This is a genomic window from Citrobacter sp. Cb031, assembly GCF_030336725.1.
Classification (GTDB): Bacteria; Pseudomonadota; Gammaproteobacteria; order Enterobacterales; family Enterobacteriaceae; genus Citrobacter; species Citrobacter braakii.
The window spans coordinates 232,360-259,115 of the sequence record NZ_JAOWDA010000035.1 but is presented as its reverse complement, the minus strand read 5'-3'; the positions used below and the strand labels follow the sequence as shown (position 1 = coordinate 259,115).

The 26,756-nt window shown below is 53.7% G+C and carries 25 protein-coding genes and 1 CRISPR repeat array; of the genes, 4 read left to right on the top strand and 21 right to left on the bottom strand.

Going from position 1 to position 26,756, the window contains the following annotated elements; genetic code table 11:
• Positions 1–2: 2 nt before the first annotated feature.
• From OGV93_RS22950 to cysD, 10 genes are all read right to left on the bottom strand, one after another.
• The gene (locus OGV93_RS22950; protein ID WP_003034172.1) at positions 3–629 is read right to left on the bottom strand and encodes a protein-L-isoaspartate(D-aspartate) O-methyltransferase; all 627 of its coding nucleotides are present in this window, start codon (positions 627–629) and stop codon (positions 3–5) included.
• A complete protein-coding gene (gene surE, locus OGV93_RS22945) occupies positions 623–1,384 on the bottom strand; it encodes a 5'/3'-nucleotidase SurE (protein WP_016157332.1) in 762 nt (253 codons plus the stop codon). Before surE ends, OGV93_RS22950 begins: the two co-directional genes overlap by 7 nt.
• Positions 1,365–2,414 (bottom strand): tRNA pseudouridine(13) synthase TruD, encoded by a 1,050-nt coding sequence (truD, locus tag OGV93_RS22940; RefSeq protein ID WP_104651268.1) that lies wholly within the window; start codon positions 2,412–2,414, stop codon positions 1,365–1,367. The genes surE and truD overlap by 20 nt, the downstream gene beginning before the upstream one ends.
• The gene (ispF, locus tag OGV93_RS22935; protein WP_016154209.1) at positions 2,411–2,890 is read right to left on the bottom strand and encodes a 2-C-methyl-D-erythritol 2,4-cyclodiphosphate synthase; all 480 of its coding nucleotides are present in this window, start codon (positions 2,888–2,890) and stop codon (positions 2,411–2,413) included. The genes truD and ispF overlap by 4 nt, the downstream gene beginning before the upstream one ends.
• Complete coding sequence (gene ispD / locus OGV93_RS22930; RefSeq protein WP_137367380.1) at positions 2,890–3,600, bottom strand: 2-C-methyl-D-erythritol 4-phosphate cytidylyltransferase; 711 nt, start codon at positions 3,598–3,600, stop codon at positions 2,890–2,892. Before ispD ends, ispF begins: the two co-directional genes overlap by 1 nt.
• 18 nt (positions 3,601–3,618) lie before the next feature.
• The gene (ftsB, locus tag OGV93_RS22925) at positions 3,619–3,930 is read right to left on the bottom strand and encodes a cell division protein FtsB (protein ID WP_003034163.1); all 312 of its coding nucleotides are present in this window, start codon (positions 3,928–3,930) and stop codon (positions 3,619–3,621) included.
• Positions 3,931–4,145: 215 nt separating this feature from the next.
• A complete protein-coding gene (locus OGV93_RS22920; protein ID WP_016154211.1) occupies positions 4,146–4,469 on the bottom strand; it encodes a DUF3561 family protein in 324 nt (107 codons plus the stop codon).
• Positions 4,470–4,516: 47 nt separating this feature from the next.
• Positions 4,517–5,122 (bottom strand): adenylyl-sulfate kinase, encoded by a 606-nt coding sequence (cysC, locus tag OGV93_RS22915; protein ID WP_287110219.1) that lies wholly within the window; start codon positions 5,120–5,122, stop codon positions 4,517–4,519.
• Positions 5,122–6,549, bottom strand: a complete 1,428-nt coding sequence (cysN, locus tag OGV93_RS22910; protein WP_046274805.1) for a sulfate adenylyltransferase subunit CysN — start codon at positions 6,547–6,549, stop codon at positions 5,122–5,124. Before cysN ends, cysC begins: the two co-directional genes overlap by 1 nt.
• Before the next feature lie 9 nt (positions 6,550–6,558).
• Positions 6,559–7,467, bottom strand: a complete 909-nt coding sequence (gene cysD, locus OGV93_RS22905) for a sulfate adenylyltransferase subunit CysD (protein ID WP_003034152.1) — start codon at positions 7,465–7,467, stop codon at positions 6,559–6,561.
• 254 nt (positions 7,468–7,721) lie between these two features.
• Between cysD and OGV93_RS22900 the strand changes: the two genes are divergently transcribed.
• The gene (locus tag OGV93_RS22900; protein ID WP_019077559.1) at positions 7,722–8,768 is read left to right on the top strand and encodes an aminopeptidase; all 1,047 of its coding nucleotides are present in this window, start codon (positions 7,722–7,724) and stop codon (positions 8,766–8,768) included.
• Positions 8,769–8,802: 34 nt separating this feature from the next.
• A CRISPR array of direct repeats spans positions 8,803–11,213; the repeat unit is 29 nt; unit sequence CGGTTTATCCCCGCTGGCGCGGGGAACAC.
• A 96-nt stretch (positions 11,214–11,309) separates the two neighbouring features.
• On the opposite strand, the gene cas2e is transcribed toward OGV93_RS22900, so the two are convergent.
• The 11 genes from cas2e to cysJ form a co-directional block, all read right to left on the bottom strand.
• Positions 11,310–11,603: a type I-E CRISPR-associated endoribonuclease Cas2e gene (cas2e, locus tag OGV93_RS22895; protein ID WP_019077560.1), complete on the bottom strand. Its 294-nt coding sequence runs from the start codon at positions 11,601–11,603 to the stop codon at positions 11,310–11,312.
• Entirely contained in the window at positions 11,600–12,523 is a 924-nt protein-coding gene (gene cas1e, locus OGV93_RS22890; RefSeq protein WP_131379963.1) for a type I-E CRISPR-associated endonuclease Cas1e, read from the bottom strand. The genes cas2e and cas1e overlap by 4 nt, the downstream gene beginning before the upstream one ends.
• The gene (gene cas6e, locus OGV93_RS22885; protein WP_049282614.1) at positions 12,520–13,170 is read right to left on the bottom strand and encodes a type I-E CRISPR-associated protein Cas6/Cse3/CasE; all 651 of its coding nucleotides are present in this window, start codon (positions 13,168–13,170) and stop codon (positions 12,520–12,522) included. Before cas6e ends, cas1e begins: the two co-directional genes overlap by 4 nt.
• On the bottom strand, positions 13,170–13,898 hold the full coding sequence (cas5e, locus tag OGV93_RS22880) for a type I-E CRISPR-associated protein Cas5/CasD (protein ID WP_287110216.1): 729 nt from the start codon (positions 13,896–13,898) through the stop codon (positions 13,170–13,172). The genes cas6e and cas5e overlap by 1 nt, the downstream gene beginning before the upstream one ends.
• A 9-nt stretch (positions 13,899–13,907) precedes the next feature.
• A complete protein-coding gene (gene cas7e / locus OGV93_RS22875; RefSeq protein WP_200047099.1) occupies positions 13,908–14,963 on the bottom strand; it encodes a type I-E CRISPR-associated protein Cas7/Cse4/CasC in 1,056 nt (351 codons plus the stop codon).
• 12 nt (positions 14,964–14,975) lie between these two features.
• Positions 14,976–15,530 (bottom strand): type I-E CRISPR-associated protein Cse2/CasB, encoded by a 555-nt coding sequence (gene casB / locus OGV93_RS22870; protein WP_181547026.1) that lies wholly within the window; start codon positions 15,528–15,530, stop codon positions 14,976–14,978.
• The gene (gene casA / locus OGV93_RS22865) at positions 15,527–17,086 is read right to left on the bottom strand and encodes a type I-E CRISPR-associated protein Cse1/CasA (RefSeq protein WP_287110214.1); all 1,560 of its coding nucleotides are present in this window, start codon (positions 17,084–17,086) and stop codon (positions 15,527–15,529) included. The genes casB and casA overlap by 4 nt, the downstream gene beginning before the upstream one ends.
• 158 nt (positions 17,087–17,244) lie before the next feature.
• Positions 17,245–19,995 carry a CRISPR-associated helicase/endonuclease Cas3 gene (locus OGV93_RS22860; RefSeq protein WP_103928529.1) on the bottom strand — a complete coding sequence of 917 codons (2,751 nt, stop codon included), beginning with the start codon at positions 19,993–19,995 and terminating at the stop codon, positions 17,245–17,247.
• A 222-nt stretch (positions 19,996–20,217) separates the two neighbouring features.
• Positions 20,218–20,952: a phosphoadenosine phosphosulfate reductase gene (gene cysH, locus OGV93_RS22855; protein WP_101700169.1), complete on the bottom strand. Its 735-nt coding sequence runs from the start codon at positions 20,950–20,952 to the stop codon at positions 20,218–20,220.
• 15 nt (positions 20,953–20,967) lie between these two features.
• Positions 20,968–22,680 carry an assimilatory sulfite reductase (NADPH) hemoprotein subunit gene (gene cysI / locus OGV93_RS22850; protein WP_101700170.1) on the bottom strand — a complete coding sequence of 571 codons (1,713 nt, stop codon included), beginning with the start codon at positions 22,678–22,680 and terminating at the stop codon, positions 20,968–20,970.
• Positions 22,680–24,479 carry an NADPH-dependent assimilatory sulfite reductase flavoprotein subunit gene (gene cysJ / locus OGV93_RS22845; RefSeq protein ID WP_287110210.1) on the bottom strand — a complete coding sequence of 600 codons (1,800 nt, stop codon included), beginning with the start codon at positions 24,477–24,479 and terminating at the stop codon, positions 22,680–22,682. Before cysJ ends, cysI begins: the two co-directional genes overlap by 1 nt.
• Positions 24,480–24,784: 305 nt before the next feature.
• On the opposite strand from cysJ, the gene queD reads away from it, so the two are divergent.
• The 3 genes from queD to OGV93_RS22830 all read left to right on the top strand — a co-directional run bounded on the left by queD (position 24,785) and on the right by OGV93_RS22830 (position 26,751).
• Complete coding sequence (gene queD / locus OGV93_RS22840; RefSeq protein WP_016154218.1) at positions 24,785–25,147, top strand: 6-carboxytetrahydropterin synthase QueD; 363 nt, start codon at positions 24,785–24,787, stop codon at positions 25,145–25,147.
• Positions 25,148–25,228: 81 nt separating this feature from the next.
• On the top strand, positions 25,229–26,500 hold the full coding sequence (locus OGV93_RS22835; protein WP_287110208.1) for an FAD-dependent oxidoreductase: 1,272 nt from the start codon (positions 25,229–25,231) through the stop codon (positions 26,498–26,500).
• Positions 26,491–26,751: a ferredoxin family protein gene (locus OGV93_RS22830; RefSeq protein WP_287110206.1), complete on the top strand. Its 261-nt coding sequence runs from the start codon at positions 26,491–26,493 to the stop codon at positions 26,749–26,751. The genes OGV93_RS22835 and OGV93_RS22830 overlap by 10 nt, the downstream gene beginning before the upstream one ends.
• The last annotated feature ends 5 nt before the right edge of the window (positions 26,752–26,756 follow it).

Sequence of the window (26,756 nt, the reverse complement as noted above, 5' to 3'; positions counted from 1 at the left end):
ATCTACGCAAGCTCCCCTTTCACTAAGGGAACGAAACGTACGGCCTCCACGGTATCGATAATAAATTCGCCTCCCCGACGACGCACCCGCTTCAGAAACTGGTGCTCATCGCCCACGGGTAAGACGAGAATGCCGCCCTCATCCAGTTGCATCATCAATGCGGTCGGGATCTCGGGCGGCGCTGCCGTTACAATGATAGCGTCAAACGGAGCTCGCGCCTGCCAGCCTTGCCATCCATCACCATGACGGGTCGAAACATTATGTAAATCAAGCTGCTTCAGGCGGCGACGCGCCTGCCATTGCAAACCTTTAATGCGCTCAACGGAGCACACATGATGCACCAGGTGCGCCAGAATCGCCGTCTGGTAGCCAGAGCCAGTACCAATTTCCAGCACCCGAGACTGCGGCGTTAGCTCAAGCAGTTCGGTCATTCGCGCAACCATATAAGGCTGCGAAATTGTCTGCCCCTGACCAATCGGCAGGGCAATATTGTCCCAGGCCTTATGTTCAAACGCCTCATCAATGAATTTTTCACGCGGCACGGCGGCGAGCGCATCGAGGACAAGCTCATCTCTGATGCCCTGCGCACGTAATTGTTCAAGAAGAGTGTGTACGCGTCTGCTTACCATTGCGTGTCGACTCCCACGCTGTCTAACCAGTCAGAAACCACTTCATGCGCGCCGTATGCGGTTAAATCGACATGCAGCGGCGTGATAGAAACATAGCCTTCATCGACGGCGGCAAAATCCGTATCCGGCCCGGCGTCGCACTTTTCACCCGGTGGCCCGATCCAGTACAGCGTATTACCGCGTGGGTCCTGCTGTGGAATAACCTGATCCGCCGGATGGCGACTGCCGCAGCGCGTGACGCGAATACCTTTAATCTGATCCAGTGGTAAATCCGGCACGTTGATATTCAAAATGCGACCGGTGCGCAGCGGTTCACGACTCAGCGCCCGTAAGATACGACAGGTTACTGCGGCAGCAGTCTCGTAGTGTTTATGGCCATCGAGTGAAACAGCCAGCGCCGGGAACCCCAGATGACGACCTTCCATTGCCGCCGCAACGGTACCGGAATAGATAACATCATCACCCAGATTAGGACCCGCATTAATACCAGAAACGACAATGTCCGGACGCGGACGCATTAATGCGTTCACGCCCAGATAGACGCAGTCGGTGGGCGTACCCATTTGTACGGCGATATCGCCGTTATCATAGGTAAAGGTGCGAAGTGAGGATTCCAGCGTCAGCGAGTTAGACGCGCCACTGCGGTTACGATCCGGGGCAACCACCTGTACGTCAGCAAACTCACGCAGCGCTTTCGCCAGCGTTTGTATACCGGGTGCGTGGACCCCATCATCGTTACTCAGCAATATACGCATAATCACCCATTGTGTTAATAAGTTCCCTTACAACACTGGTGGCGAAGCTACCTGCCGGTAGCCAAAAGCGTAACTCGACGGTTACGTCATCCCACCAGTTCCAGCTTAATTGTTGTGGATACAGCAATATAGCGCGACGCGACGCGTCGACTTTCTCGCGCAATAACAGAGACTGCAGCGCGGTTTCATCAGCAACAGCGGCTTTTTCAAACGCCAGTGCGTCGCGCTGAGTTCCCCACTCACCGCTGCCCGGTAATGCCGCTGTGATCATCAATTCTTTCTCATCGACGCGACGCTGTAATTCAGTGTGTTCTTCCTGTGTGGCGACAAACCAGCTTCCGCGTCCGGATAATTGTAGCGCATCGCCGTCAACAACTTGATTAAAGTCTGTTTTTTTCAAGCGTTCACTGACTATCTGATTAAACAACGCGCTACGGGCCGCCGACAACCAAAAACTGCGTTTATTGCGATCGCGCACCGGCGCATCGCTTTGTGCCCAGCGCAGCGCCCCTTGCAGGTTGCTACCGCCGATACCAAAACGCTGAGCGCCAAAATAGTTCGGTACGCCGCGTTCGCTAATCGCCTGCAAACGCGCTTCAACGTCATTTCGCTCGCTCACTTCACGCAACACCAGCGTAAATTCGTTGCCTTTCAGCGCCCCTAAACGCAGCTTACGCTTGTGGCGCGCGTACTCCAGAACTTTACAGCCTTCGAGCTCAAATTTGCTTAGATCAGGCATTGCATTGCCCGGTACACGCGCGCACAGCCACTGTTCCGTGACCGCATGCTTATCTTTCTGCCCGGCAAAGCTCACTTCACGGGCGTGAATTTTCAGGAATTTCGCCAGCGCGTCAGCCACAAAACGGGTGTTACAACCGTTTTTCAGGATGCGCACCAAAACATGCTCGCCTTCGCCATCCGGTTCGAAGCCTAAATCTTCGACGACAACAAAGTCTTCCGGATTCGCTTTCAGGACGCCATGGCCCAGTGGTTTGCCATGGAGATACGTCAGATCGTCAAACACAGTCATTTCGGTGCCTTAATGAGTAACGCCACCGCTTCACAGGCAATCCCTTCCCCACGCCCGGTAAAACCGAGTTTTTCCGTGGTGGTCGCTTTCACGTTAACATCATCCATATGGCAGCCGAGATCTTCGGCAATAAACACGCGCATTTGCGGAATGTGCGGCAGCATCTTCGGCGCCTGAGCAATAATTGTCACATCCACATTACCAAGCGTATAGCCTTTGGCCTGAATACGCCGCCAGGCTTCTCGCAATAATTCACGACTATCGGCACCTTTAAAGGTCGGGTCGGTGTCAGGGAAGAGTTTACCGATATCCCCCAGCGCAGCCGCGCCCAGCAGAGCATCAGTTAGCGCGTGTAACGCCACATCGCCATCAGAATGCGCCAGCAATCCTTTTTCATACGGGATGCGCACACCACCAATGATAATTGGGCCTTCTCCGCCAAAAGCGTGTACGTCGAAACCGTGTCCAATTCGCATTATGTCTTCTCCTGGTGGGTAGTCCGGGTCAGATAAAATTCGGCCAGCGCCAAATCCTCTGGACGCGTTACTTTAATATTATCAGCCCGTCCTTCAACGAGCTGAGGGTGTAAGCCGCAATATTCCAGCGCCGAGGCCTCATCCGTAATGGTTGCGCCTTCGTGGAGCGCACGGGTCAGGCAGTCGTGTAACAGCTCGCGAGGGAAAAACTGCGGTGTCAACGCGTGCCATAAATCGGTGCGATCGACCGTATGGGCAATGTCTGTTCGGCCCGGCTCCGCGCGCTTCATCGTGTCGCGTACTGGTGCCGCCAGGATCCCGCCGGTGCGGCTGGTCTCACTGATTGCCAGCAAACGGGCTAAATCATCCTGGTGCAGACACGGACGCGCGGCGTCATGCACCAGTACCCAACTGGCCTCACCTGCGGCATGCAAACCGGCAAGGACAGAATCGGCACGCTCGTTGCCGCCATCCACTACGGTAATTTGCGGATGCGCGGCGAGTGGAAGTTGGGCAAAGCGGCTGTCGCCTGGGCTGATAGCGATAACGACTCGCGTCACCCGGGGATGAGCCAGCAGCGCATCAACCGAGTGTTCAAGAATGGTTTTATTGCCAATAGAGAGGTACTGCTTAGGACACTCTGTTTGCATTCGGCGGCCAAACCCGGCAGCCGGCACCACGGCGCAAACGTCCAATAAAGTGGCTGCCATGTTAAATCCCTGGACGGTTTATCGATTGTTTTGCCCTGCAGTCTGAGCGCGTTTAGACGCGTCAGGCACCAGACGATAAAAGGTTTCGCCCGGCTTAGTCATACTGAGTTCGTTGCGCGCGCGCTCCTCAATAGCCTCTTGTCCGCCATTGAGATCGTCAATTTCGGCAAAGAGCTGATCGTTACGTGCTTTAAGTTTCGCGTTCGTAGCTTGCTGCGCAGCAACATCATCGTTGACGCGACTATAGTCATGTATGCCGTTCTTACCGAACCACAGCGAATACTGCAGCCAGACCAATAAAGCCAGCAACAGCAGCGTTAGTTTACCCATCCTGCCCCCTGAAAAACGGCATTAACATCCCATAACTTCCGCAGACAACTTTACATCAACGGTCGGGAATGCCGCGACAACGCGGGCAAATGTACCACATTTGCCCGTTGTTACGTATACCCCGTGTAAGGAGAACATAATCTCATTGTTGGTTACGGTTTGAATTATGACCAGAGAGTGAACAACATCAGCGATTGTTAAAAAAAGGCGTTTGCCTAACCCAACAACCACAGAAATAGCGCGCCAAACATCGCCCCAACCACCAGTAGGGTGCAGGTAATGCTCAGCAGCAACAGCCCCTTCAATAGGGAGTGCAGCGCAATACCCGCGACAATCGCCACGGGCAGCAATGCGAGGAAAAAGGGCCAGGTATAAATGAAGAAAAAGAGTGTGTTAGGGCCATAAATCAGAAACGGAATCCCCAGCGCCAACAGCCACGCGATAAAACCGACCACAGCACCCGGTAGTGACCAGGTGGTTTCATCGTCGGCGGCGAAGGTATCTGACTCTGTAATAGTAATGTTATGGCTGTTACGCATATCTAATCCTGTGACCGTGACTGACCGGGCATACAAGCTCGGGTGTCTCAGGATCTGATAATATCTTCCTGCCTCAGCAGGTCTAATAATTGGGGTACCAAATTTGTTACCAATTGTTCACCATCAAGGTGAATCTCTGGCGATTCAGGCGCTTCGTATACCGAATCAATTCCGGTGAAATTGCGCAACTCACCCGCCCGCGCTTTTTTATATAGCCCTTTTGGATCGCGTAATTCGCACGTTGCCAGCGGCGTGTCGACAAAAACCTCAATAAAACGCCCTTCGCCAACGCGTTCACGGACCATTTTGCGTTCGGCGCGATGTGGAGAGATAAAGGCGGTCAACACCACAAGGCCCGCGTCCACCATCAGGTTAGCCACCTCGCCAACCCGACGAATATTCTCCTTACGATCGGCATCGCTAAACCCAAGATCGCTGCACAGGCCGTGGCGCACGTTATCGCCATCCAACAAATAGGTACTCACTCCCAGCCTGTGCAACGCCTCTTCCAGCGCCCCTGCTACCGTGGATTTACCGGAACCAGACAGCCCGGTAAACCACAGCACAACACCACGATGACCGTGGCGTTGTTCCCGCTGTTGCGGTGTAACAGGATGGGCATGCCAGACGACGTTTTCGTCATGCTGCGCCATTATTCTCCTCCCAGCAGATCGCGCGCGCCCCAGTGCGGGAAATGGCGACGCACTAACGCATTAAGCTCCAGCTCAAACGCGCTGAACTGAGAAGCCGCGGTGTGCTCCTGGACGATTGGCTCACGTACCAGCCCCGCGCCAACGGTAACGTTGGTCAGGCGGTCAATGATAATCAGCCCGCCCGTAACCGGATTCTGCTGATAGGTATCCAGCACCAGCGGCTCATCAAAAGTCAGATTAACCAGACCGATGCCGTTTAGCGGCAACGCTTCAACATCACGTTGGGTCAGGTTATTAATATCAATCTGGTACTGCACGTTATCAACGCGTGCGCGGGTCTTCTTACCGGCGACTTTGATGTCGTAGCTCTGCCCAGGCGACAACGGTTGTTCCGCCATCCACACCACATCAACGGCAGCGCTTTGTACCGCAGGTAACGCTTCACCGGCATCAAGCAGCAGGTCGCCCCGGCTGATATCGATCTCATCTTTCAATACCAGGGTGATCGCTTCACCCGCATGTGCTTCCTGTAAATCGCCATCAAAGGTTACGATCCGTGCCACGCTCGACTCAACGCCGGATGGCAGTACTTTGACGCGTTGCCCTACCTTCACACTACCGGAGGCCAGCGTCCCGGCATAACCACGAAAATCCAGATTCGGTCGGTTCACATACTGCACCGGGAAGCGCATCGGCTGAGTATCAACTATGCGTTGGATCTCAACTGTTTCCAGTACTTCCAGTAGCGTCGGACCGCTGTACCACGACATGCTGGCGCTTTGTGAAGCCACGTTGTCGCCTTCCAGCGCAGAGAGCGGCACAAACCGGATATCCAGGTTGCCCGGCAACTGTTCAGCAAAAGTAAGATAGTCTTCGCGAATGCGGTTAAATGTCTCTTCGCTAAAGTTCACCAGATCCATTTTGTTGATCGCCACCACCAGGTGTTTGATCCCAAGTAGCGTGGAGATAAAGCTGTGACGACGGGTCTGATCCAGCACGCCTTTACGCGCATCGATCAGCAGGATCGCCAGGTCGCAGGTCGACGCACCGGTCGCCATGTTGCGAGTGTACTGCTCATGGCCGGGAGTATCCGCAATAATAAATTTACGCTTCTCGGTAGAGAAATAACGGTACGCCACGTCGATGGTGATACCCTGCTCGCGCTCGGCTTGCAAGCCGTCAACCAATAACGCCAGATCGAGCTTTTCGCCCTGAGTACCGTGACGTTTACTGTCGTTGTGCAGCGATGAAAGCTGGTCTTCATAAATCTGACGCGTGTCGTGCAGCAGGCGACCAATCAGGGTGCTTTTCCCGTCATCCACGCTACCGCAGGTTAAAAAACGCAGCAGGCTTTTGTGTTGCTGGGCGACCATCCAGGCTTCAACGCCGCCTTCATTAGCAATTTGTTGTGCAAGTGTCGTGTTCATGGCGGCTCCTTAGAAATACCCCTGACGTTTCTTCAGCTCCATGGAGCCCGCCTGGTCGCGGTCAATCACGCGGCCCTGACGTTCACTGGTGGTTGAGACCAGCATCTCTTCGATGATTTCAGGCAGCGTCTGCGCATTCGACTCCACCGCGCCTGTTAACGGCCAGCAGCCGAGCGTACGGAAACGCACCATGCGTTTTTTAATCACTTCGCCCGGTTGCAGATCGATTCTGTCGTCATCAATCATCATCAGCATGCCGTCGCGTTCCAGCACCGGACGCTCCGCCGCCAGGTACAGCGGCACGATGTCGATATTTTCCAGCCAGATGTACTGCCAGATATCCTGTTCAGTCCAGTTGGAAAGCGGGAATACGCGAATGCTTTCGCCTTTGTTAATCTGTCCGTTGTAGTTATGCCACAGTTCCGGACGCTGATTTTTAGGGTCCCAGCGATGAAAACGATCGCGGAAAGAATAAATGCGCTCCTTGGCACGCGATTTCTCTTCGTCACGACGAGCGCCACCGAACGCGGCGTCGAAACCGTATTTGTTCAACGCCTGCTTCAACCCTTCGGTTTTCATAATATCGGTATGCTTGGCGCTACCGTGAACAAACGGGTTGATGCCCATCGCCACCCCTTCCGGGTTTTTATGCACCAGCAGTTCACAACCGTAGGCTTTCGCCGTGCGGTCACGAAACTCGTACATCTCGCTAAATTTCCAGCCGGTATCAACGTGCAGCAGAGGGAACGGCAACGTGCCAGGATAAAACGCTTTGCGCGCCAGATGCAGCATTACGCTGGAATCTTTGCCGATGGAATACATCATCACCGGATTCGAAAACTCGGCGGCCACCTCACGAATAATATGGATGCTTTCCGCTTCCAGTTGCCGCAGGTGGGTAAGTCGTTTTTGATCCATAACCGTTCCTATGTAATGCCGTTATTTTGCTAACGATGCTCAGATAACCTGACTATAGGGAGGGCAAGAGGACGAATGAAATTACGAATTGGAATGAGTAGTTCCTCAAAGGAATAACGATCCGGAAAAGCAAATATCAAAAAGTGCTTAAGCTACCGAATTTAGGGCATTTAGGAGCAAATGAAATTGTTTTACCTCGATCACGGTTTCATACTAGCAGCTAAAAATTTCTGCTTGGTATTTAAGGACTCATTATGTTTTCCGCAACGCGCCCACTTCTTGCAATCCTGGCGCTCGGCGCGTGCTTTATCCTTCCCGCACAGGCAACATCTTCCAAACCTGGAGATATCGCAAATACCCAGGCTCGATATATCGCAACGTTTTTCCCAGGCCGCGTAACGGGCTCTCCGGCAGAAATGTTGTCTGCTGATTATATTCGTCAGCAATTTCAGCAGATGGGCTACAGCAGTGATATTCGAACATTTAATAGCCGTTATGTTTATACCGCCAAAAATAACCGTAAAAACTGGCATAACGTCACGGGAAGTACCGTTATTGCCGCACATGAGGGTAAAGCGCCACAGCAGATTATTATCATGGCGCACCTCGACACCTACGCCGCGCAGAGCGACGCCGATTCCGATGCTAATCTGGGTGGATTGACCCTGCAAGGTATTGATGACAACGCCGCAGGACTTGGCGTGATGCTGGAACTGGCGGAAAAACTCAAAGACGTGCCGACGCAGTACGGCATTCGATTTATCGCCACCAGCGGCGAGGAAGAAGGCAAACTGGGCGCGGAGAACATCCTGAAGCGAATGAGCGCCGCCGAGAAGAAAAATACGCTGCTGGTTATCAACCTCGATAACCTGATCGTCGGCGATAAGCTCTATTTCAATAGCGGTAAGAAAACCCCGGAAGCGGTGCGAAAATTGACGCGCGACCGGGCGCTGGCCATCGCGCACAGCCGCGGTATCGTAGCCAGCACCAATCCGGGACTGAACAAAAACTATCCGAAAGGTACTGGATGTTGTAACGACGCAGAGGTCTTCGACGACGCGGGCATTGCCGTGCTCTCCGTTGAAGCAACCAACTGGAGTCTGGGCAAGAAAGATGGCTATCAACAGCGCGCCAAAAGCGCCTCGTTCCCGGCAGGCAACAGCTGGCACGATGTGCGACTGGATAACCAGCAGCATATCGATAAAGCCTTACCGGGCAGGATAGAGCACCGTAGCCGCGACGTGGTACGCATTATGCTCCCGCTGGTAAAAGAACTGGCAAAGGCGGGTAAATCCTCGTAACCCATCCAGCTCCATAATATTTCTGCTTTCAAAGTGGATTATCCCCGCTGGTGCGGGGAACACATAAAAATAGCTTTACATGATACCATTGGTATCGGTTTATCCCCGCTGGCGCGGGGAACACGTAACTATCCAGATCATATATTGCTGATATATCCGGTTTATCCACGCTGACTCGGTGAACACTCGTTTGCTGGCGAGAATACGCCGCCCGGGTGCGGTTTATCCCCGCTGGCGCGGGGAACACTCACTCACCCTACCGGGCGTGACTCGGGGCGGCGGTTTATCCCCGCTGGCGCGGGGAACACACGCGAAAACAAAAAGTAACTCCGACCCCGCTCGGTTTATCCCCGCTGGCGCGGGGAACACGTTCCCGCAAATAATGAATGCACTATTCAAACCGGTTTATCCCCGCTGGCGCGGGGAACACTAGTTTTTATCCGCGATTGGTGGGCCACTCCACGGTTTATCCCCGCTGGCGCGGGGAACACTCCCATGGTTACAGATGGGTAATATGTAACACCGGTTTATCCCCGCTGGCGCGGGGAACACTTTAGGAAATTCATAATGATATCTTTGGTTGTCGGTTTATCCCCGCTGGCGCGGGGAACACACATCGAAATCCATCGCGCGGGATAATTTACCCGGTTTATCCCCGCTGGCGCGGGGAACACCTACAAAAGTCGTGCGTTAAGACTATACCCGACGGTTTATCCCCGCTGGCGCGGGGAACACGTTATCGAATGATTTTTTACGGTCGCTCAGGCGCGGTTTATCCCCGCTGGCGCGGGGAACACTGCCGTGGCGAAAGTCCCGGTTTGAACCGAGTCGGTTTATCCCCGCTGGCGCGGGGAACACCTCGCCGACGAAATTGTTAACTACGCAGACGCCGGTTTATCCCCGCTGGCGCGGGGAACACGCACACTGGAAATGGGAATTAGATATCACAGGTGGTTTATCCCCGCTGGCGCGGGGAACACCCCCGCTGCAACGGTGAAGGCCTGATGGAAACCGGTTTATCCCCGCTGGCGCGGGGAACACGCCGAATACTAACGTTGCTCCCCCTGCTTTACCGGTTTATCCCCGCTGGCGCGGGGAACACGGGCAATCGCATCAGTCCAGGCTATCCCCGAACGGTTTATCCCCGCTGGCGCGGGGAACACGAAAATGGTTAGATTTACATCAGGTCTGGGGGCGGTTTATCCCCGCTGGCGCGGGGAACACCCCCGCCATCACCCTCTCGGCGTAGCGGATGCCGGTTTATCCCCGCTGGCGCGGGGAACACTACAGACTGATGGTGGGACCTGGCAAACCGTTCGGTTTATCCCCGCTGGCGCGGGGAACACAGCTGATTGGAGCGTCTGCCATTTCCCAGCTCCGGTTTATCCCCGCTGGCGCGGGGAACACATCGATGATTTCTGATGTCATAGCCCAACAGCCGGTTTATCCCCGCTGGCGCGGGGAACACTTGCGGCCTGGCCCAATGGTCTCACCGGCGTACGGTTTATCCCCGCTGGCGCGGGGAACACTCTCCGGTGCTTTCGTCTATTTGTATGATTCGCGGTTTATCCCCGCTGGCGCGGGGAACACTCATGCCTTGCGTCGAGCGGTTTCTTCCCTCGCGGTTTATCCCCGCTGGCGCGGGGAACACGCGCACGCGTCAATAAACTCGCGGGCCATGTCCGGTTTATCCCCGCTGGCGCGGGGAACACGATCAGGATGTCTCGCTCCGTTCGCTCGGGGCCGGTTTATCCCCGCTGGCGCGGGGAACACTTCGGTTATCCGGAATTTGTCGGTTTTGATGACGGTTTATCCCCGCTGGCGCGGGGAACACTAGGGGTTGGTGAATCGCAACTGGCTGATGCACGGTTTATCCCCGCTGGCGCGGGGAACACCGGAAAATACAGAGGGAGAAAATATAATTGAACGGTTTATCCCCGCTGGCGCGGGGAACACGTATGCATGCGCCGGTTCTCTGAGGTCCGGCGCGGTTTATCCCCGCTGGCGCGGGGAACACACCGCTGACTACGTCGTGATCGACGGGAATCACGGTTTATCCCCGCTGGCGCGGGGAACACATCGCGTCCGCGTATACACTCGGCGGCATCACCGGTTTATCCCCGCTGGCGCGGGGAACACTTCAAGAGGGTGTTGCATCGGTTTTAGCCCCTCGGTTTATCCCCGCTGGCGCGGGGAACACGCGGATTAGAGGTGTCCCCATACAGCGGGTAGGCGGTTTATCCCCGCTGGCGCGGGGAACACTCCTGCATACGATAAACGCCAACATTTTTTTTCGGTTTATCCCCGCTGGCGCGGGGAACACTTGTAATCGCTCGATTTGTTGCCAGTTAAATACGGTTTATCCCCGCTGGCGCGGGGAACACTTGATTATTAAAATCAGTCTCTTACGTAAATTCGGTTTATCCCCGCTGGCGCGGGGAACACACTAAATATATATAACTGTTTTCTATTGCAATTTTCATCAAGTAACAATCTACCAACTTGGGAACAACAATTCCGTTTTATTAAAGAACACTCAACCTATTGATTATCAAAAGGAAGAAAAGACACTAGTCTAAGTCCATCCAAATCTACCGGAATACGGCGATTTTCTCCCCAGGTTTGAAACTCAAAACCTGACTCCGTGTTTGTCGCCCAGGCCATCACAACGTTTCCCGCTCCGCCCAACTGTATGATTTGGTGCCAAATCATTTCCCGAATTCGCTTAGAGGTATCACCAACGTAAACACCCGCACGGATTTCCAGCAGCCAGACGGCGAGACGCCCTCGCAGACGCGGCGGAACGTTTTCCGTTACAACGACAACCATACTCATCCACCACGCCCCCTATGACCACCATCTCCAAACAATTCCGGTTCCGGTATTGCAGGCGGCAACATATCTGGCGCAGGCTGCGGAGGGTCTATTTCGCCAGCGTCAAGGACTTCCTCAATCAGAGGTATCAGTTTGCTCGTCAGCTTAGAACTACGAAATATATCGCGACAGGCCAATCTCACCTCTCTATCTGGCTCTACAGGATGGCGGGCAGCAATTTCAAATGCCTTCGGCACGACAGAGTCGAATTTAATGATATCGGCAATGTCATAAACAAAAGAAAGCGGTTTACCGCTGTGAATAAAACCAATGGCAGGTGCATAGCCAGCCGCCAGGATAGCCGCTTCTGAAATCCCATAAAGACATGACGTCGCGGCGCTAATACATCGATTGACTACATCGCCTTTTTCCCAGTCTTTAGGATCATAGTTGCGACCATTCCATTTTACGCCGTATTGTTTTGCCAGCAGGGCATAGGTCTGCCGCACACGGGCCCCCTCAATACCGCGTAACTGTTCAACTGAACGACGCGATGGGGGCGGCTCGCGAAAACGCAATTCATACATTTTTCGCACGACTTTCAGCCGCAAATCATCATCCAGCGCTAATTTGGCCTGATAGAGCAGCTTGTCAGCCCGTGCCCCTCCGGGCTGGCCGGAAGCGTAAACGCGCACACCCGCTTCCCCAACCCACACCAGCAATGTCCCGACTATTGATGCCAGTCGCACTGCGGCATGAGAGACTCGCGTTCCCGGCTCCAGCATAATGCAGGCTACCGACCCCACCGGAATATGCGTGCGAATACCGCTTTTATCGATCAAGACAAACGCGCCATCCAGTACGTCAACCTGACCATACTGGAGGAAGATCATTGAGGTACGATCTTTTAAGGGAATCGGGCTTAGCGGGACAAACGTCACTCACCATCTCCCGGTTTGATCATCATCATGCCGCAGCCAAACGCCCGGCTTTTACCGAATCCCACCGCCAGACGTTGCAGGAATCGTTCAGGATCGTTGACCACCAGCACGCCACTATAATCCACGCTGCTGAACTGAATCATCTGGCGGGCTTTCTCGCGCCGTATCTGCTGCTGCCGATAGGCATCAACATTACTCTCACACAATGAGAATCCATGTTGCTCCCCCTGGCGAGACAGCCACGCCAGCGCCGCCTGCTGCTGACAGAGCCAGATGTCCTGACTACCCATCTGCGCTTTGACCTGGCGCTTTGCTTCCATCAGCAAATCATGACGTTTACCTGCTTTACAAATTGTCGGATTAGCACGCAGGTTAAATCGCAACGTCTGACCAACGCTTAACGCAGGGCTGAACGAGCGGCACTGCACGTCGAAAATCGCGCTTTCTGCTGGCCGTTCCTGTGACAAAACAAAAAAGCGAAAAGCACCCTGTAACTCCTCACGACGATAAAGGAACTGCCGATCCTTTCCACCAGGAAAAAGATCCCACAGCCACTGATGCATAACGTATTCGCCACGATCCACCAGATGCAGCAGCTGTGAAGGCGAAAGCTGGCTGGTATGTAACGTTATTCTTGAGAGGTACACTATTCCTCCTTGCTGAGCCATGGCCCTTGATTCACAGAACGTTCGCCAAACAACCATTGTTGGCGACTCAACGGCCTGTCACGGCGGCGCAAAATTTTATTCGCGGTTAAGCCGTCGTGATCCCCTTCCCACCAGCATTCATTCTGTAATTTCGTCAGAGGAAGTTTCAGCGCTTTGAATTTACTCTCATACTGACGATATGCCTCACGTAAGACATCCGGCGCGCTTCCTTCCAGCAGTACCGGCGCGAGCGGCAACCCCAGCGGATAGCTTTTTCGCCCCAAATACAGAGGAAATACCGGATGTTGCAATCCTTCCCGGATCTGCTTCAGCGAATAAGGCGCGTCCGGCGTCATTGCAACGCCAACCATCCACCAGGCATCGGTATAATAGTCTCGCCGGGAAATCAGCGCACTGAGCAACTCAGGATCGCGCAGCTCTTCCCGGCGGCTAAAATAGCGCGCTTTACGCACCTCTCTTGGCATCTGGACTGTGTGATAATCTCGTGCCCAGCGGGGTTCCTGGCTGGCACACAACAGAAAAGCATAATGCTGATTGAAATCGTTTAACCGCTCCTCTTCATCACGACAAATGCCGAGCGCTGCCGCGAGCAGCCCCAGTAACGCCGAACGAGAGGGAAGCTCGTGACTATGGCGAACTTCGCCGGGCGCATCGACGCCCCAGGAAGCCATTGGCCCATGAAGCTGAAAAACCAGATATTGGCTCATAGCCGCCCCTTACGCGCAGATAAAGTCCAGGACGTCTTTCATGCTTCCCTGTTGCTGCATAACATCAAAGTGGGTTGATTTGGTTTGCTCACCATAGACTTTCTTCATATTTTCACGCAGCTCGGTAATGCGTTTTACCGCCACATCCAGTTGGTTGGTGCCGTTGATCGGATTATAAAATGCCGCAGCCAGGGAACGAGGCTGATCGGTTCCCGTTTCCGCCAACGCCCAAGAGGCATAAGCGCGACTGGCAAAGCTGTTTTGTTTGCCGGTTGGCGAGACTTTCAGCGCCGCTTCGGTAAAGGCCCGCAACGTTTTATTAGCCAGCTCTTCATTACCGTGGAGATTTTTCACCAACAGATCTTTGTCAATGCAGATATAGGTATAAAACAGTGCCGAGCCAAAACCGGTTTCTCCCAAGTGACCTGCGCCCGCATCATCTGAAGAAGCGCGTAAATCGTCGACGGCAGTAAAGAAATCGTCTTCGACAATCGTTTCGCTGACGCCGAAGGCATGCGCAACCTGGCAGGCTGCTTCTATATTGAACTCCGGTTTATTGGCCAGCATGCGGCCAAACATCGCGATATCGACGGCCATGCGATCTTTACGTAGCAGCGCCAGCTCTTCCTCTTTTGGCGCACGTTTTTCTTCTGCCAGACGATGAGCCAGGGTAATTACCGCATCAAACTCTGCCGGGCTAATGTGCACCAGTTGCTCGGTTTCGGCGTTGGTCAGGACATCTTTCGCTTTCTTATCTGCTTTTACTTTGCCAAAGCAGTTTGCGATACCCTCTACCCATTCAACCGCTTTTTTCGGATCAATACCTTTTTCTATCAAGATATTAGCCGCCTCACGCGCAATACGCCCACTGCGAATACCAATATTCCCAGCCAGCGCCTGCTCAAACAATTCAGAAGTGCGCCATGCGCGTTTCAGACTCTGGGAAGAAATACGCAAACGTGTTGCTCCGCCAAGCACTACCGTTTTCGGCGCACCGGTATCGTCACGGTTCAGATTGGCAGCAGGATAAGCGGTCAGTAAATGGAGCTGAATAAACGTTGTCATTTGGAGTCCCTATTAATTTTCTTCGTTATCGGTTTCGCCAGCCTGATAGTATTCCAGCGCCCAGCGGATATGGATAAATTCGGTGGGTCGCTGCTGACGGCGATGATGCTTTTGCAAATCGTCGTTTTCCTGACACCAGCGGAAAATATCTTCCGCCAGCGAAATTAGGTTTACAGAGCCTTTTAACAGCTTCACCGCACGTCGCAGCTGACGCAGCAGTTCATCCGGCGTTTTTACCGCAGACAATATCGCAAACCGCTTCTCCGACATGACCGGGTTATTGCCCGTCATCTGCCCAAGCTGCGCGGCAAAACACAGGCGTTCATCAATCGTTTTCACATTTGCGCCCAGTGCAGCAACCAGCGCCAGCGCGGTAACCCGCCACTCCTGCCCTTCAATTTTCCACAGCGTATGGGTCTGCATCAGCAGGGAGCGAAATCCTTCAGACAGACAGGCATCGTTTACCGTTATGCTGCGCCGCAGACTGGCACGCGCGCCGCGCTTCTCCTGCAACTCCTCATGCCATTTGCGCAGCCTGGCTTTGTGATCTTCTTTCACAATACTCATTCAGCAGCCTCCTGCTTTTTGTCCCTGACGGTTTTTGCGCTTTGCTTTTCCGCCGATGTCGTAAAATATTTTTTGCGTGCCATCATGCTGCGCTTCAGGTCGTTATCTTCATAGGGGTTGGTAAAGACACGATCGTCAAAGTAACGGCGAGTAAATAGCCACAGCTCCCTTTGCCATTTATTCAGCCTGTCACCCGGCTCCTGGCCATTTTCAAGATCGTGAATCAGGGTCAAAAAACGTCCCTGCGTCAGATTCCAGAAATCAATATCAATAAAACTGAAGTCGCCGCGCGCGCTTTTGGCATCGGCGAACCAGGCGTCTTTTAGGGCGTTACGTAATAGGCTGAGGAGTCGGGTAGCCGTCTGCATGGCTTTACGCAAATGAGGGATCAAATTTTCCGTCATAAGTATCGGGAAGTGATGTTCATACCAGCAGCGTATTTTCATATTGTCGAAATCCGCCCCAAAGCCCCACAAACCCGCCTTGATGTCCTTCAGGCTGCGAGCGTTAAACACTTTGACCACCAGCGCCGGATATTCTTTATTCGTGTCCGTCTGGTTGTCCTGGCTTAACCCCAGCCAGTCCCGCCAGATAAGCCCGCCAGGCTGTGGTTTCACGGAAAAGAACCCATCGCTCTCTTTTATCGGCAGACGATACGGCGTCAGCGGGTGTCGCCAGCCTTCATAGTTAACGCCGTAGTTTTTGACGGTCATCGCGCTGAGCAACTCGTCGCTGTCAGCGCCGCACATATCACAGAAACCAGACTGCGTGGTGGCAAAATCCAGACGGATACGGCGCGGCATGCCCCAGTACGCCTGGAGCTTATTAACCAGCTCCGGCGTCGTCACCCTATTCGCTGGCGGCTCGCTGGTGCGCGTCGCGGCGAGCCACGGGAAAATCGACGCATCATATAAATCTGGCAGAGGAAGTTCTGCGGCGTCCTGCGGCATCACGTTAAGCCACAGCTTGCGCCACAGCGGCGTTTGCCGGGTACCCTGATATTCCTGTAACTCGATAAGCGTGGTCATCGGCCCACCACCGCGCAGACCGGTACGATAGCCTTTACCGCCGGATGGCGCGTTGAGTTGCAGTGAGAATAGCGCCAACGCCGCGCAATGCGGGCAAAAACGTTCTGTGACGCCACGTTTGATAAAATGGTCTTTATTAAATTTGGTGGTTTGCGCCCCGGGTGTTTCCGGCAACAGCGAAGCTATAGAAACTTTTTCGCCGCTTAACGGTTCAAAATCCTGCATAAAAGAGGGCGATTCAGCACCGAACTGAAAGGCATGCTCTAAGGGGGTCAGCGCCTCACGAAGCGTTTCTTCCGTTAATCCCTCCACCCAAATATCGTCCCAGCGGGCGCTATTTTTTGGCGCAATGCTGCATTGCAGCAATCCCAGCAGAAATTGCCAGGCCGCCCCCTGTAAATCAGCTCGCGTTGCGGCGATATCCACCACGTTTTCATCCGCCAGATTGGCGGGGGCCAACTTGCCCAGGGAGCCGTCATTAAAGCGCACGGGAAGCCAGGGCGTTGTCAGTAAATTTATTGGAAACATACCTTTTCCTTACGATGCGCCATCCATAGCGCTAATGTTCCCTGGAGTGTTAATGAACTGACAGTTGAAAGCTTGCTGACAGCTTATTACCTAACTGAATCTTCAACCGACAGAATAACCGTTTGCATCGGTTTGATTTTTCTTCCATGACAGATTTCTTATTTACTATTGAAACAACCAATCCCTGAAAGAACGCTATCAAGCTGAGAAACGTGATTGGGCTTCGGGGCATATCTTCTTATGGAGAGGTAATCAACTTTACCAATCAATCCTTCACTCGCCGTATAGCCGCTGTTTGCATCCTCCGACACAACAATCACCACGGCAAACTCCATATTCTGATGTTGCTCCACACACCATTTCTGCAGCACCTCTCCCTCCAGCCGTTCAAACTCATCTTTATGCTTTTCCCACCAGCTCTGGCGCACTCGCAGCACGCTCATCTCCCAGGGATGAGCACCAGAGGCATAAGGGGTGACGTTGCCATCAACCCTTTTCGCCAGCCATAGCGTGATGGACTCTTCCGCCAGACGAGTCGACAACTTCTCCGGAAGGAAGTCGCTACTTTCAGGGCTGTATCCCGGTGCAAAGTTCAGCAACATCTGCGCGGCAAACGCCCGATCGCAATAATATTTTCCTTCCTGCGCATTCTCTGTTTTCGCAAAACCGTCAGGCATTACCACATTTTCACCGTATACCGACTCAATCAACAACCGGGCAGATTGCGGCATCCGAATGGCTCCCTGCTCCCGCAGCACGCGCTGTGTCAGCCATAGGCGGCCATGATCGGGATAGACATAGGCGCTGTTACGCATGGCAGCGGAAAACCAATCTTCTTGCGGGGCGCCATCCCACTCTGGTGCGAGGATCACCAGTTCCGGCGCATCGCGTTCATCCTGACCACTACCTTTCACTCTGCCGTTGCGATAGCGGATATGGCGCTGTAACCGTCCCGCTCGCTGGATCAGGAGATCCACTGGCGCTAAATCAGAGATCATCTCGTCCATATCGATGTCGAGACTCTGCTCAATCACCTGAGTGGCGATAAGAACTTTACCGGCACGTTGCGTACTCTCCCCTTTACCAAATAGCGACAATGTCTGCGTCTCAATCCGCTGCCGGTCATAAAAAGCAAATCGGCTATGAAATAATGAGAGATGTTCGGCCTGAACACGGCCTCTGGCGAGTAACTGGCGATAAATCCGAATGGCATCATCCACCGAATTGCGTATCCACGCGATGCATTTGCCTTTGCTTACCGCTCGTTCAATACGCGCGATGCAGGATTCCTCGCTATAGAGCCAACCGACATTAACACTGCGCTCAACTTCTTTGCGCGTCGCCACATGCTGAGAAACCACCTCCTGCCCTATAACCTGAGTCAACCAGGGATAATCGTCATAACTCAATAAAGGCGCTTCAGCTCGGCTTCCTGCCCCGCGCGCGAATGCGGCCACCAGCCGATCGCGCTGCTGTTGTGAGAGCGTGGCAGAAAGCAGGATCGTACTGTTGCCGCTGCGGGCCTGATGCTCAATCAGACTTTCCAGAATCCGCGACATATAGGCGTCGTAAGCGTGGATCTCATCGGCCAGCAGAATTTTGTCGCTAAGGCCCAGCAACCGCAGGTTGTTATGCTTAAACGGCATCACCGCCATCATGGCCTGATCGAGCGTGCCGACGCCCACTTCAGCCAGCAGCGCTTTCTTATTACTGTCGGCAAACCAGGCGGCGCAGCCCTGGCTTAAGGGCTGCTTATCATCCAGCTCCTCCGAACCTGACGACTCAGTCGACCAAATTGATTGATTAAATTTGTCCATTAAACCGCGCGCACTGTGCGCCAGCACCAGACTGGGGCAAGAACCCGACCTGTACAGCGAAAGCCAGCTCTCCGACAGGCGATCAAACATGGCATTCGCGGTTGCCATCGTCGGCAATCCAAAATACAACCCCTGCGCTTTTCCTGCCGCCATCAATCGATGAGTGAGAATTAACGCGGCCTCGGTTTTACCTGCGCCCGTTACGTCTTCCAGAATGAATAGTTGCGGCGAGTCTTTATCAATATCCAGCTCAAGTACCTTTTGCTGTAAAGGCGTGGGCTGCTGAATAAAGGGGAAAAGCGTTTGAATACCGGAGAAAGGAGCAACCGCAGAAGGAGGCGGTATCGTAGCAAGCGCGGCCTTCGCTTTATCCAGTGCTAGTGGCCAGTATGTTTCGATGGGCATCGAACAGGCGATGCGAGGGAAAAAACGGCAGGACGAACCACACCAGTCCGCCAGAACTACCGCAGCAGAAATCGGCCATGAGAGGTGCTGGAACAACACAATACCTTCGTCTTCATCCCAGAATAGCGGAATATCAATCAGCGGAAACAGCGATTTAATACGCGTTAAAAATTCCCGGGCCGCGTCTTTGTCCTGCGGCAGAAAATTATCCAGCTCGCGAATCCCCTGCGGCGGGCGCCCATGATGGCCTGTCGTCACCGATATCCACATACCGATAACCCGCTTCAACTTGCGGGAAGAAAGTGGAGAGCCCGGCAATAGTTCAGGGAACTCGCTTAACCAACTGTTCCATAACCAGTGTCCCAGCGTCGTGTGGTGGATTGATTCATAGTTTTTTCGCCGTTCGGAAGGAACGGGCAGGTTGGGATGGCTATACAGCCGTTGAAATGAACTGGCAAACTTACCGATATCATGCCAACACAATAACCAGGCAAAAAATTGTGCGGCTTGCTCAACATTCGTTATTCCCAATCTCTGGAAATAAACAGCAAGCCCGTAGAGATTATTTTTCACCATCCAGTAGCCTACTGCCGCTACGTCCAGTGAATGCCAGCACAGCAGGTGGTAATCGTCGCCACCATCTTTTTCAACTTGCCGGCTTTTTCCCCAATAAAAATATATCGACACCGCGTATCCAGCTAATCAGGAATTGTCTTCGTATCATTACGTATTTATAGAAAACAATTCGTGACACGGCTCAATATATCTTACAATTCAATTAATTAGATAATATAATGTATATTCTAACTTACATTGAATTTTAATATAATTAATAACAAACTTGGCTAAAATATAAAAAAATCCCGGCAACGCCGGGAGTAGAATTATTGATTTGGTGTCCGCTATTTATCACCCTTCATGCAATCCGCACTCGCGCTTCAATCCGAAGAACCGCGTCTCTTCTTCCGCCATACCCGGCTCCCATTTGCGGGTGGTATGGGTATCACCAACTGACAGATAGCCCTGATCCCACAGTGGATGGTATTTCAGGCCGTGCTTTTGCAGGTACTGGTAAACGGTACGGTTGTCCCAGTCGATGATCGGCAGCACTTTAAACACGCCGCGCTGGATAGCCAGCACCGGCAAATGCGCCCGGCTGCCCGACTGCTCGCGGCGCAGACCGGCAAACCAGGTTTGCGCATTGAGTTCTTTAAGCGCGCGGTTCATCGGCTCGACTTTGTTGATCTCATTGTATTTCTCAATGCCTTCAACGCCCTGCTCCCACAGTTTGCCGTAGCGCGCTTCCTGCCAGGCCGCGCTCTCCTTCGCCCGGTAGACTTGCAGATTAAGCTTGAGCTTGTCCGTTAACTCATCAATAAACTGGTAGGTTTCCGGGAACAAATAGCCCGTATCGGTGAGGATCACCGGGATATCCGGGTGAATCTGATTCACCAGGTGCAGGCTTACTGCCGCCTGGATACCAAAGCTTGATGACAGTACATATTCACCAGGCAGGTTTTCCAGCGCCCACGCCACGCGCCCTTCGGCGTCCAGCTTTTCGAGCTGTGCGTTGGTTTCCGCCAGCGCCAGAATGCGGTCGACTTTTGGCAGGTCATTAAGGGCCTTTAGATCGAGTACGGACATAATTACCTCTCGTGGTTACTCCCAGAAATCCCGGGCGGGATCGAGCACCGGGCGAATGATGCCCGCACGCACCGTAAAATCACCGAAGCCTTCACCCGCTTCGCGCTCTTTCGCCCAGCGACCAACCAGTTCGTCAACGGAGTCGAGAATTTCCGATTCCGTAATATTTTCGCGATACATACGCGGAATGCGCGTGCCCATGCGGTTACCGCCAAGGTGTACGTTGTAGCGCCCCGGGGCTTTACCCACCAGGCCCAGTTCCGCCAGCATCGCGCGGCCGCAGCCGTTCGGGCAGCCTGTAACGCGCATCACGATATGCTCGTCAGGAATGCCGTGTTTTTCGAGAATAGCTTCCACTTTATCAGTGAACGATGGCAGGAAACGTTCGGCCTCCGCCATCGCCAGCGGACAGGTCGGGAACGACACGCAGGCCATCGAGTTTTCACGCTGCGGCTTCACCGCATTCATCAATCCGTGATCGCGCGCCAGCTTGTCGATCTTCGCTTTTTGGCTTTCCGGCACACCAGCAATGATCAGGTTCTGGTTGGCGGTGATGCGGAAATCCCCTTTGTGGATCTTCGCGATCTCCAGCAGGCCGGTTTTCAGCGGACGGCCCGGATAATCCAGGATACGGCCGTTTTCAATAAACAGCGTCAGGTGCCAGTTATTGTCGATCCCTTTTACCCAACCAATACGATCGCCGCGACCGGTGAACTCGTACGGGCGGATCGGCTCAAATTTAATACCCGCGCGACGCTCCACTTCCTCTTTGAACGTGTCGATACCAACGCGTTCAAGCGTGTATTTGGTTTTGGCGTTTTTACGATCGGTACGATTACCCCAGTCGCGCTGCGTTGTCACCACAGCTTCTGCTACCGCCAGGGTGTGCTCCAGCGGCAGATAGCCGAACTCGCTCGCGGTGCGGGCGTAGGTTTTCTTATTGCCGTGCTCAATCGACAAACCACCGCCGACCAGCAGGTTAAAGCCCACCAGCTTGCCGTTTTCGGCAATCGCCACGAAGTTCATATCGTTGGCGTGCAGATCGATGTCGTTCTGCGGCGGGATTACGACCGTGGTTTTAAACTTACGCGGCAGATAGGTTTGACCGAGGATCGGCTCTTCGTCGGTGGTCGCTACCTTCTCCTGATCCAGCCAAATTTCTGCATAGGCGCGAGTACGCGGCAGCAGATGTTCGGAGATCTTCTTCGCCCATTCATAGGCTTGGGCGTGCAGCTCGGACTCGTACGGGTTAGAGGTACACAGAACGTTACGGTTCATGTCGTTGGCGGTCGCCAGCGCGTCCAGCCCGACCGAATGCAGCATCTGGTGTACCGGCTTAACGTTCTTCTTCAGAATGCCGTGAAACTGGAAGGTCTGACGGTTGGTCAGACGAATGCTGCCGTAAATCGTGTTGTCATGGGCGAACGTGTCGATCGCCTGCCACTGTTTGGTGGTGATCACCCCACCCGGCAGACGGCAGCGCAGCAGCATCGCGTGACGCGGCTCCAGCTTTTGCTCGGCTCGTTCGGCGCGGATATCGCGGTCATCCTGCTGGTACATACCGTGAAAACGGATCAGCAGGAAGTTATCGCCTTTGAAGCCGCCGGTCAGGCCGTCGTTTAAATCTTCGGCAATCGTACCGCGCAGATAGTTGCTTTCCAGCTTCATACGCTCAGCGTCGGACAGCTTGCCTTCGACCACCAATGGTCCTGGGTATTTTTCGCTCATTAGTAGACATCTCGCTGATAACGGCGCTCAATGCGCAGCTCACTTAAAAATTCATCCGCCGCTTCGATATCCATAGAACCGAATTCGGCAATCACTTCCAACAAAGCCTGCTCAACGTCTTTCGCCATGCGATTGGCGTCGCCGCAGACATAAATGTGGGCACCGTCGTTTATCCAGCGCCACAGTTCCGCACCTTGTTGGCGCAGTTTATCTTGTACGTAGACTTTTTCTTTTTGATCGCGCGACCAGGCAAGATCGATGCGGCTCAGTACGCCCTCTTTGACGTAACGCTGCCATTCCACCTGGTACAGGAAATCTTCGGTAAAGTGTGGATTGCCAAAAAACAGCCAGTTTTTGCCTTCGGCTCCGTCAGCCGCACGCTGCTGCATGAATGCACGGAATGGCGCAATGCCCGTGCCTGGTCCAATCATAATCACCGGTGTCTGCGGGTTTGCCGGCAGGCGGAAGTTATCGTTGTGTTCGATGAACACGCGCACTTCGCCCTCTTCTTCCACGCGATCGGCGAGGAAACTGGACGCGCCACCAGCACGGGCACGACCTTCAATGTCATAACGCACCACGCCCACGGTGACGTGCACTTCGCTTTCCACTTCCGCCTGGGAAGAGGCAATAGAATACAAACGCGGCGTCAGCGGGCGCAGAAGATCAACCAACGTTTGGGCATCCAGCTGCGCCGGAGAGAAACGCACCATATCGACGATTGGCGTGGTTGCGGCGTAATGCTGCAACTGTGCCTTATCACCCACCAGCGGCAGCAGGGATTCGCTACGGGTTAAAGTGGCATAGTTCTCGACGATATTGCCGGTGTTAACCGTCAGCTCGAAATGCCACTGCAGCGCTTCGGTGAGCGACAGGGTTTTGCCGTCAACCGTGACCGGCTCATCTCCTTTCAGCCACAGCAGCTCAACCAGTTCTTTGACCAGCTCAGGATCGTTCTGATACCAGACTCCTAAGGCATCGCCCGGCTGGTAGCGCAGGCCGGAATCGCCGAGATCGATTTCAATATGGCGCACATCTTTTTCCGAGTCGCGACCAGTGATTTTCTGATTCACCGCAACCGACGCCGTCAGCGGCGCTTCTTTGGTGTACGGGCTGGTGTGTACTTCGTTTACCGCACCGCTCGCAGCAACTTGCACAGACGATGCCGCAGGCGCACGCGCTTTCAGGACATCAACCAGACGGGCACGCCATTCGGCTGCCGCGCCCTGGTATTCGACGTCGGCATCCACGCGGTCAAGCAAACGTTCTCCGCCCAGCTCAGCCAGTTTTGCATCGAAGTCTTTTCCTGACTGACAGAAAAACTCGTAAGAAGTGTCACCAAGACCAAACACGGCAAAAGCGGTGTTATCAAGCTTCGGCGCTTTTTTCGAGAACAGGAATTTATGCAACGCTACGGCTTCTTCCGCCGGTTCACCTTCCCCTTGCGTCGACGCCACTACGATCAGCAATTTCTCATTGGCGATTTGTTTGAATTTATAGTCGCCAGCATTGATGAGAGTGACGTTGAGCTTTGCAGCGATCAGATCATCGCGCAGGGCTTCCGCCACACGACGCGCATTACCGGTTTGCGAGGCGGAGATAAGCGTAATACCAGGCATTTCAGCAGCAGGCGCAGGAGTCGCCGCATTGCTGCCTGGCTGCTGATTCAGCACGCCCCAAAAATAGCCAGAAACCCACGCAAGCTGTGCGGGAGTGAAATCGGTCGTGGCCGCCTGAAGGCGTGCCAGTTGCTCCGGGTTTAGCGGTAGCAGAGCGGAAGGTGGGGCCTGTGTCGTCATGCGTTGTCATGTTCCAGTAAGCAAAGCGGATTTCAGCAATAAAACCCAAACTGAAGATAAGGTTAACGGCGGGGATAGTAACAATTAAAGAAGGGATAGAAATAACAAATAACCAAATGAACTAACCTGTTTTAGTTATAGTTATTAACAGCAAAACAGATTGGATAACCATATGATATATCAATAATTATTAAATATTACCGTCATGAATAGGTCGTTCTGATACTCAGCGCCCTTTTAACTAATGATAAAATTCGCTCTTTACGGTACCCTACGGCGGTTTTTCGCATTCTTGAGAGTAAAAAATGTCCACCACCTTGTTTAAAGATTTCACCTTCGAAGCCGCTCACCGCCTGCCGCATGTACCGGAAGGGCATAAGTGTGGCCGCCTGCATGGTCACTCATTTATGGTGCGTCTTGAAATTACCGGTGAAGTCGATCCGCATACCGGTTGGATCATGGATTTTTCTGAGTTAAAAGCCGCGTTTAAGCCAACTTACAACAGACTCGATCACTACTATCTGAACGATATTCCTGGCTTAGAAAACCCAACCAGTGAAGTACTGGCCAAATGGATTTGGGATCAGGTTAAACCGGTTGTCCCTCTGCTGAGTGCCGTAATGGTGAAAGAGACCTGCACAGCAGGCTGCGTGTATCGCGGGGAATGATTGTATCGTCTGTGGCGACGGTCAATTTTCCTTAACTAACACTCTGTTAGGGTTATGTGCTCTGGATATCTGGAGCACAAAATGTCTGACGATTTCGATATTATTATTATCGGCGCAGGGATAGCGGGCACCGCTTGTGCTTTACGCTGCGTGCGAGCAGGACTGTCAGTTTTGCTTATTGAACGCGGCGAGCTTCCCGGCAGTAAAAACCTTTCCGGCGGGCGTCTGTATACTCACGCGCTCGGTGAACTTCTTCCCCACTTCCAACATTCAGCCCCACTTGAACGCCGAATTACCCAGGAAAATCTCTCGCTGTTAACTCGCGATGGCGCAACGACGTACTCCAGCCTGCAACCGGATGGAGACTCATGGAGCCTGCTGCGCGCCCGCTTCGACCCGTGGTTTGTCGCCCAGGCCGAGGCCGAAGGCGTACAGTTTATCAGCGGTGTGACGGTCGAGGCGCTCCATATCGAAGAGGGCAGAATCTGCGGCGTCATTGCCGATAACGAGACGCTGCGCGCCCGTTATGTGGTACTGGCGGAAGGGGCAAACAGCGTGCTGGCCGAGCGCTACGGATTCCTGCCGCGTCCCTCGACAGCCGCAATGGCATTGGGTATTAAAGAGACGCTGGCGCTGGATAAAACGCGGCTCGAAGAACGTTTTCGCTTATCTAATGACGAAGGCGCGGCAATGCTGTTTAGTGGCAATATTTGTGGCGAACTTCCCGGCGGCGCGTTTCTCTATACCAATCAGGAGACGCTCTCTCTGGGCGTGGTTTGTCCGCTCTCCTCTTTGGCACAGAGCGATATCCCGGCGACTGAACTGCTGGAGCGGCTCAAGACGCATCCGGCGTTACATCCGCTGCTCAGGGGCAGTGAAACGCTGGAATATGGTGCGCATCTGGTTCCGGAAGGCGGCCTGCACAGCCTGCCCGTACAATATGCAGGAGAAGGCTGGCTGCTGGTGGGCGATGCCCTGCGCAGTTGTGTGAATACCGGTTTCTCCGTTCGCGGCATGGATATGGCGCTCATTGGCGCTCAGGCTGCGGCGCAAACATTGATTAACGCCTGCCGGAAACGCGAGCCGCAAAATCTGTTTCCGGCTTATCACCACGACATCCAGCACAGCCTGCTGTGGGACGTTCTACAACGTTACCGGGGTGTTCCGGCGTTGCTCCAGCGCCCCGGATGGTATCGCCAATGGCCCATGCTGATGGAGGCTATTTCCCGTGAAATCTGGCATCAGGGCGTCCGCCCGGTAGCCCCGCTGCGCCAGATTGTCTGGCGTCAGTTTCGTCGTCACGGCCTGCGTCATCTGGCAGGCGATATCATCAGGAGCTTACGATGTCTGTAGCCCGTAACGTCTGGCGTCCCGCCGACATTTCACATATTGTTCCTGCGACCGTTATTGACAGCGAAACGGCAGAACGGTTGATTACGTCCTGCCCCGCCGGACTGTTTTCTCTTACGGCGGAAGGTGAGCTACGGGTCAACTTTCGCGGCTGCCTGGAGTGCGGCACCTGTCGACTGCTGTGTGATGAAAAAACGCTGCAACAGTGGCGCTACCCCGCGTCCGGCTTTGGCATCACTTACCGATTTGGATAATTTAA

Coding starts and splice junctions, on each gene's coding strand:
- queD (WP_016154218.1), top strand. CDS start 24,785: ATGTCCACCACCTTGTTTAAAGATTTCACCTTCGAAGCCGCTCACCGC.
- OGV93_RS22920 (WP_016154211.1), bottom strand. CDS start 4,469: ATGCGTAACAGCCATAACATTACTATTACAGAGTCAGATACCTTCGCC.
- cysN (WP_046274805.1), bottom strand. CDS start 6,549: ATGAACACGACACTTGCACAACAAATTGCTAATGAAGGCGGCGTTGAA.
- casB (WP_181547026.1), bottom strand. CDS start 15,530: ATGAGTATTGTGAAAGAAGATCACAAAGCCAGGCTGCGCAAATGGCAT.
- casA (WP_287110214.1), bottom strand. CDS start 17,086: ATGTTTCCAATAAATTTACTGACAACGCCCTGGCTTCCCGTGCGCTTT.
- OGV93_RS22950 (WP_003034172.1), bottom strand. CDS start 629: ATGGTAAGCAGACGCGTACACACTCTTCTTGAACAATTACGTGCGCAG.
- ftsB (WP_003034163.1), bottom strand. CDS start 3,930: ATGGGTAAACTAACGCTGCTGTTGCTGGCTTTATTGGTCTGGCTGCAG.
- surE (WP_016157332.1), bottom strand. CDS start 1,384: ATGCGTATATTGCTGAGTAACGATGATGGGGTCCACGCACCCGGTATA.
- cas5e (WP_287110216.1), bottom strand. CDS start 13,898: ATGAGCCAATATCTGGTTTTTCAGCTTCATGGGCCAATGGCTTCCTGG.
- cysI (WP_101700170.1), bottom strand. CDS start 22,680: ATGAGCGAAAAATACCCAGGACCATTGGTGGTCGAAGGCAAGCTGTCC.
- OGV93_RS22830 (WP_287110206.1), top strand. CDS start 26,491: ATGTCTGTAGCCCGTAACGTCTGGCGTCCCGCCGACATTTCACATATT.
- cysC (WP_287110219.1), bottom strand. CDS start 5,122: ATGGCGCAGCATGACGAAAACGTCGTCTGGCATGCCCATCCTGTTACA.
- cysJ (WP_287110210.1), bottom strand. CDS start 24,479: ATGACGACACAGGCCCCACCTTCCGCTCTGCTACCGCTAAACCCGGAG.
- ispD (WP_137367380.1), bottom strand. CDS start 3,600: ATGGCAGCCACTTTATTGGACGTTTGCGCCGTGGTGCCGGCTGCCGGG.
- cysH (WP_101700169.1), bottom strand. CDS start 20,952: ATGTCCGTACTCGATCTAAAGGCCCTTAATGACCTGCCAAAAGTCGAC.
- truD (WP_104651268.1), bottom strand. CDS start 2,414: ATGACTGTGTTTGACGATCTGACGTATCTCCATGGCAAACCACTGGGC.
- cysD (WP_003034152.1), bottom strand. CDS start 7,467: ATGGATCAAAAACGACTTACCCACCTGCGGCAACTGGAAGCGGAAAGC.
- OGV93_RS22900 (WP_019077559.1), top strand. CDS start 7,722: ATGTTTTCCGCAACGCGCCCACTTCTTGCAATCCTGGCGCTCGGCGCG.
- OGV93_RS22835 (WP_287110208.1), top strand. CDS start 25,229: ATGTCTGACGATTTCGATATTATTATTATCGGCGCAGGGATAGCGGGC.
- cas2e (WP_019077560.1), bottom strand. CDS start 11,603: ATGAGTATGGTTGTCGTTGTAACGGAAAACGTTCCGCCGCGTCTGCGA.
- ispF (WP_016154209.1), bottom strand. CDS start 2,890: ATGCGAATTGGACACGGTTTCGACGTACACGCTTTTGGCGGAGAAGGC.
- cas7e (WP_200047099.1), bottom strand. CDS start 14,963: ATGACAACGTTTATTCAGCTCCATTTACTGACCGCTTATCCTGCTGCC.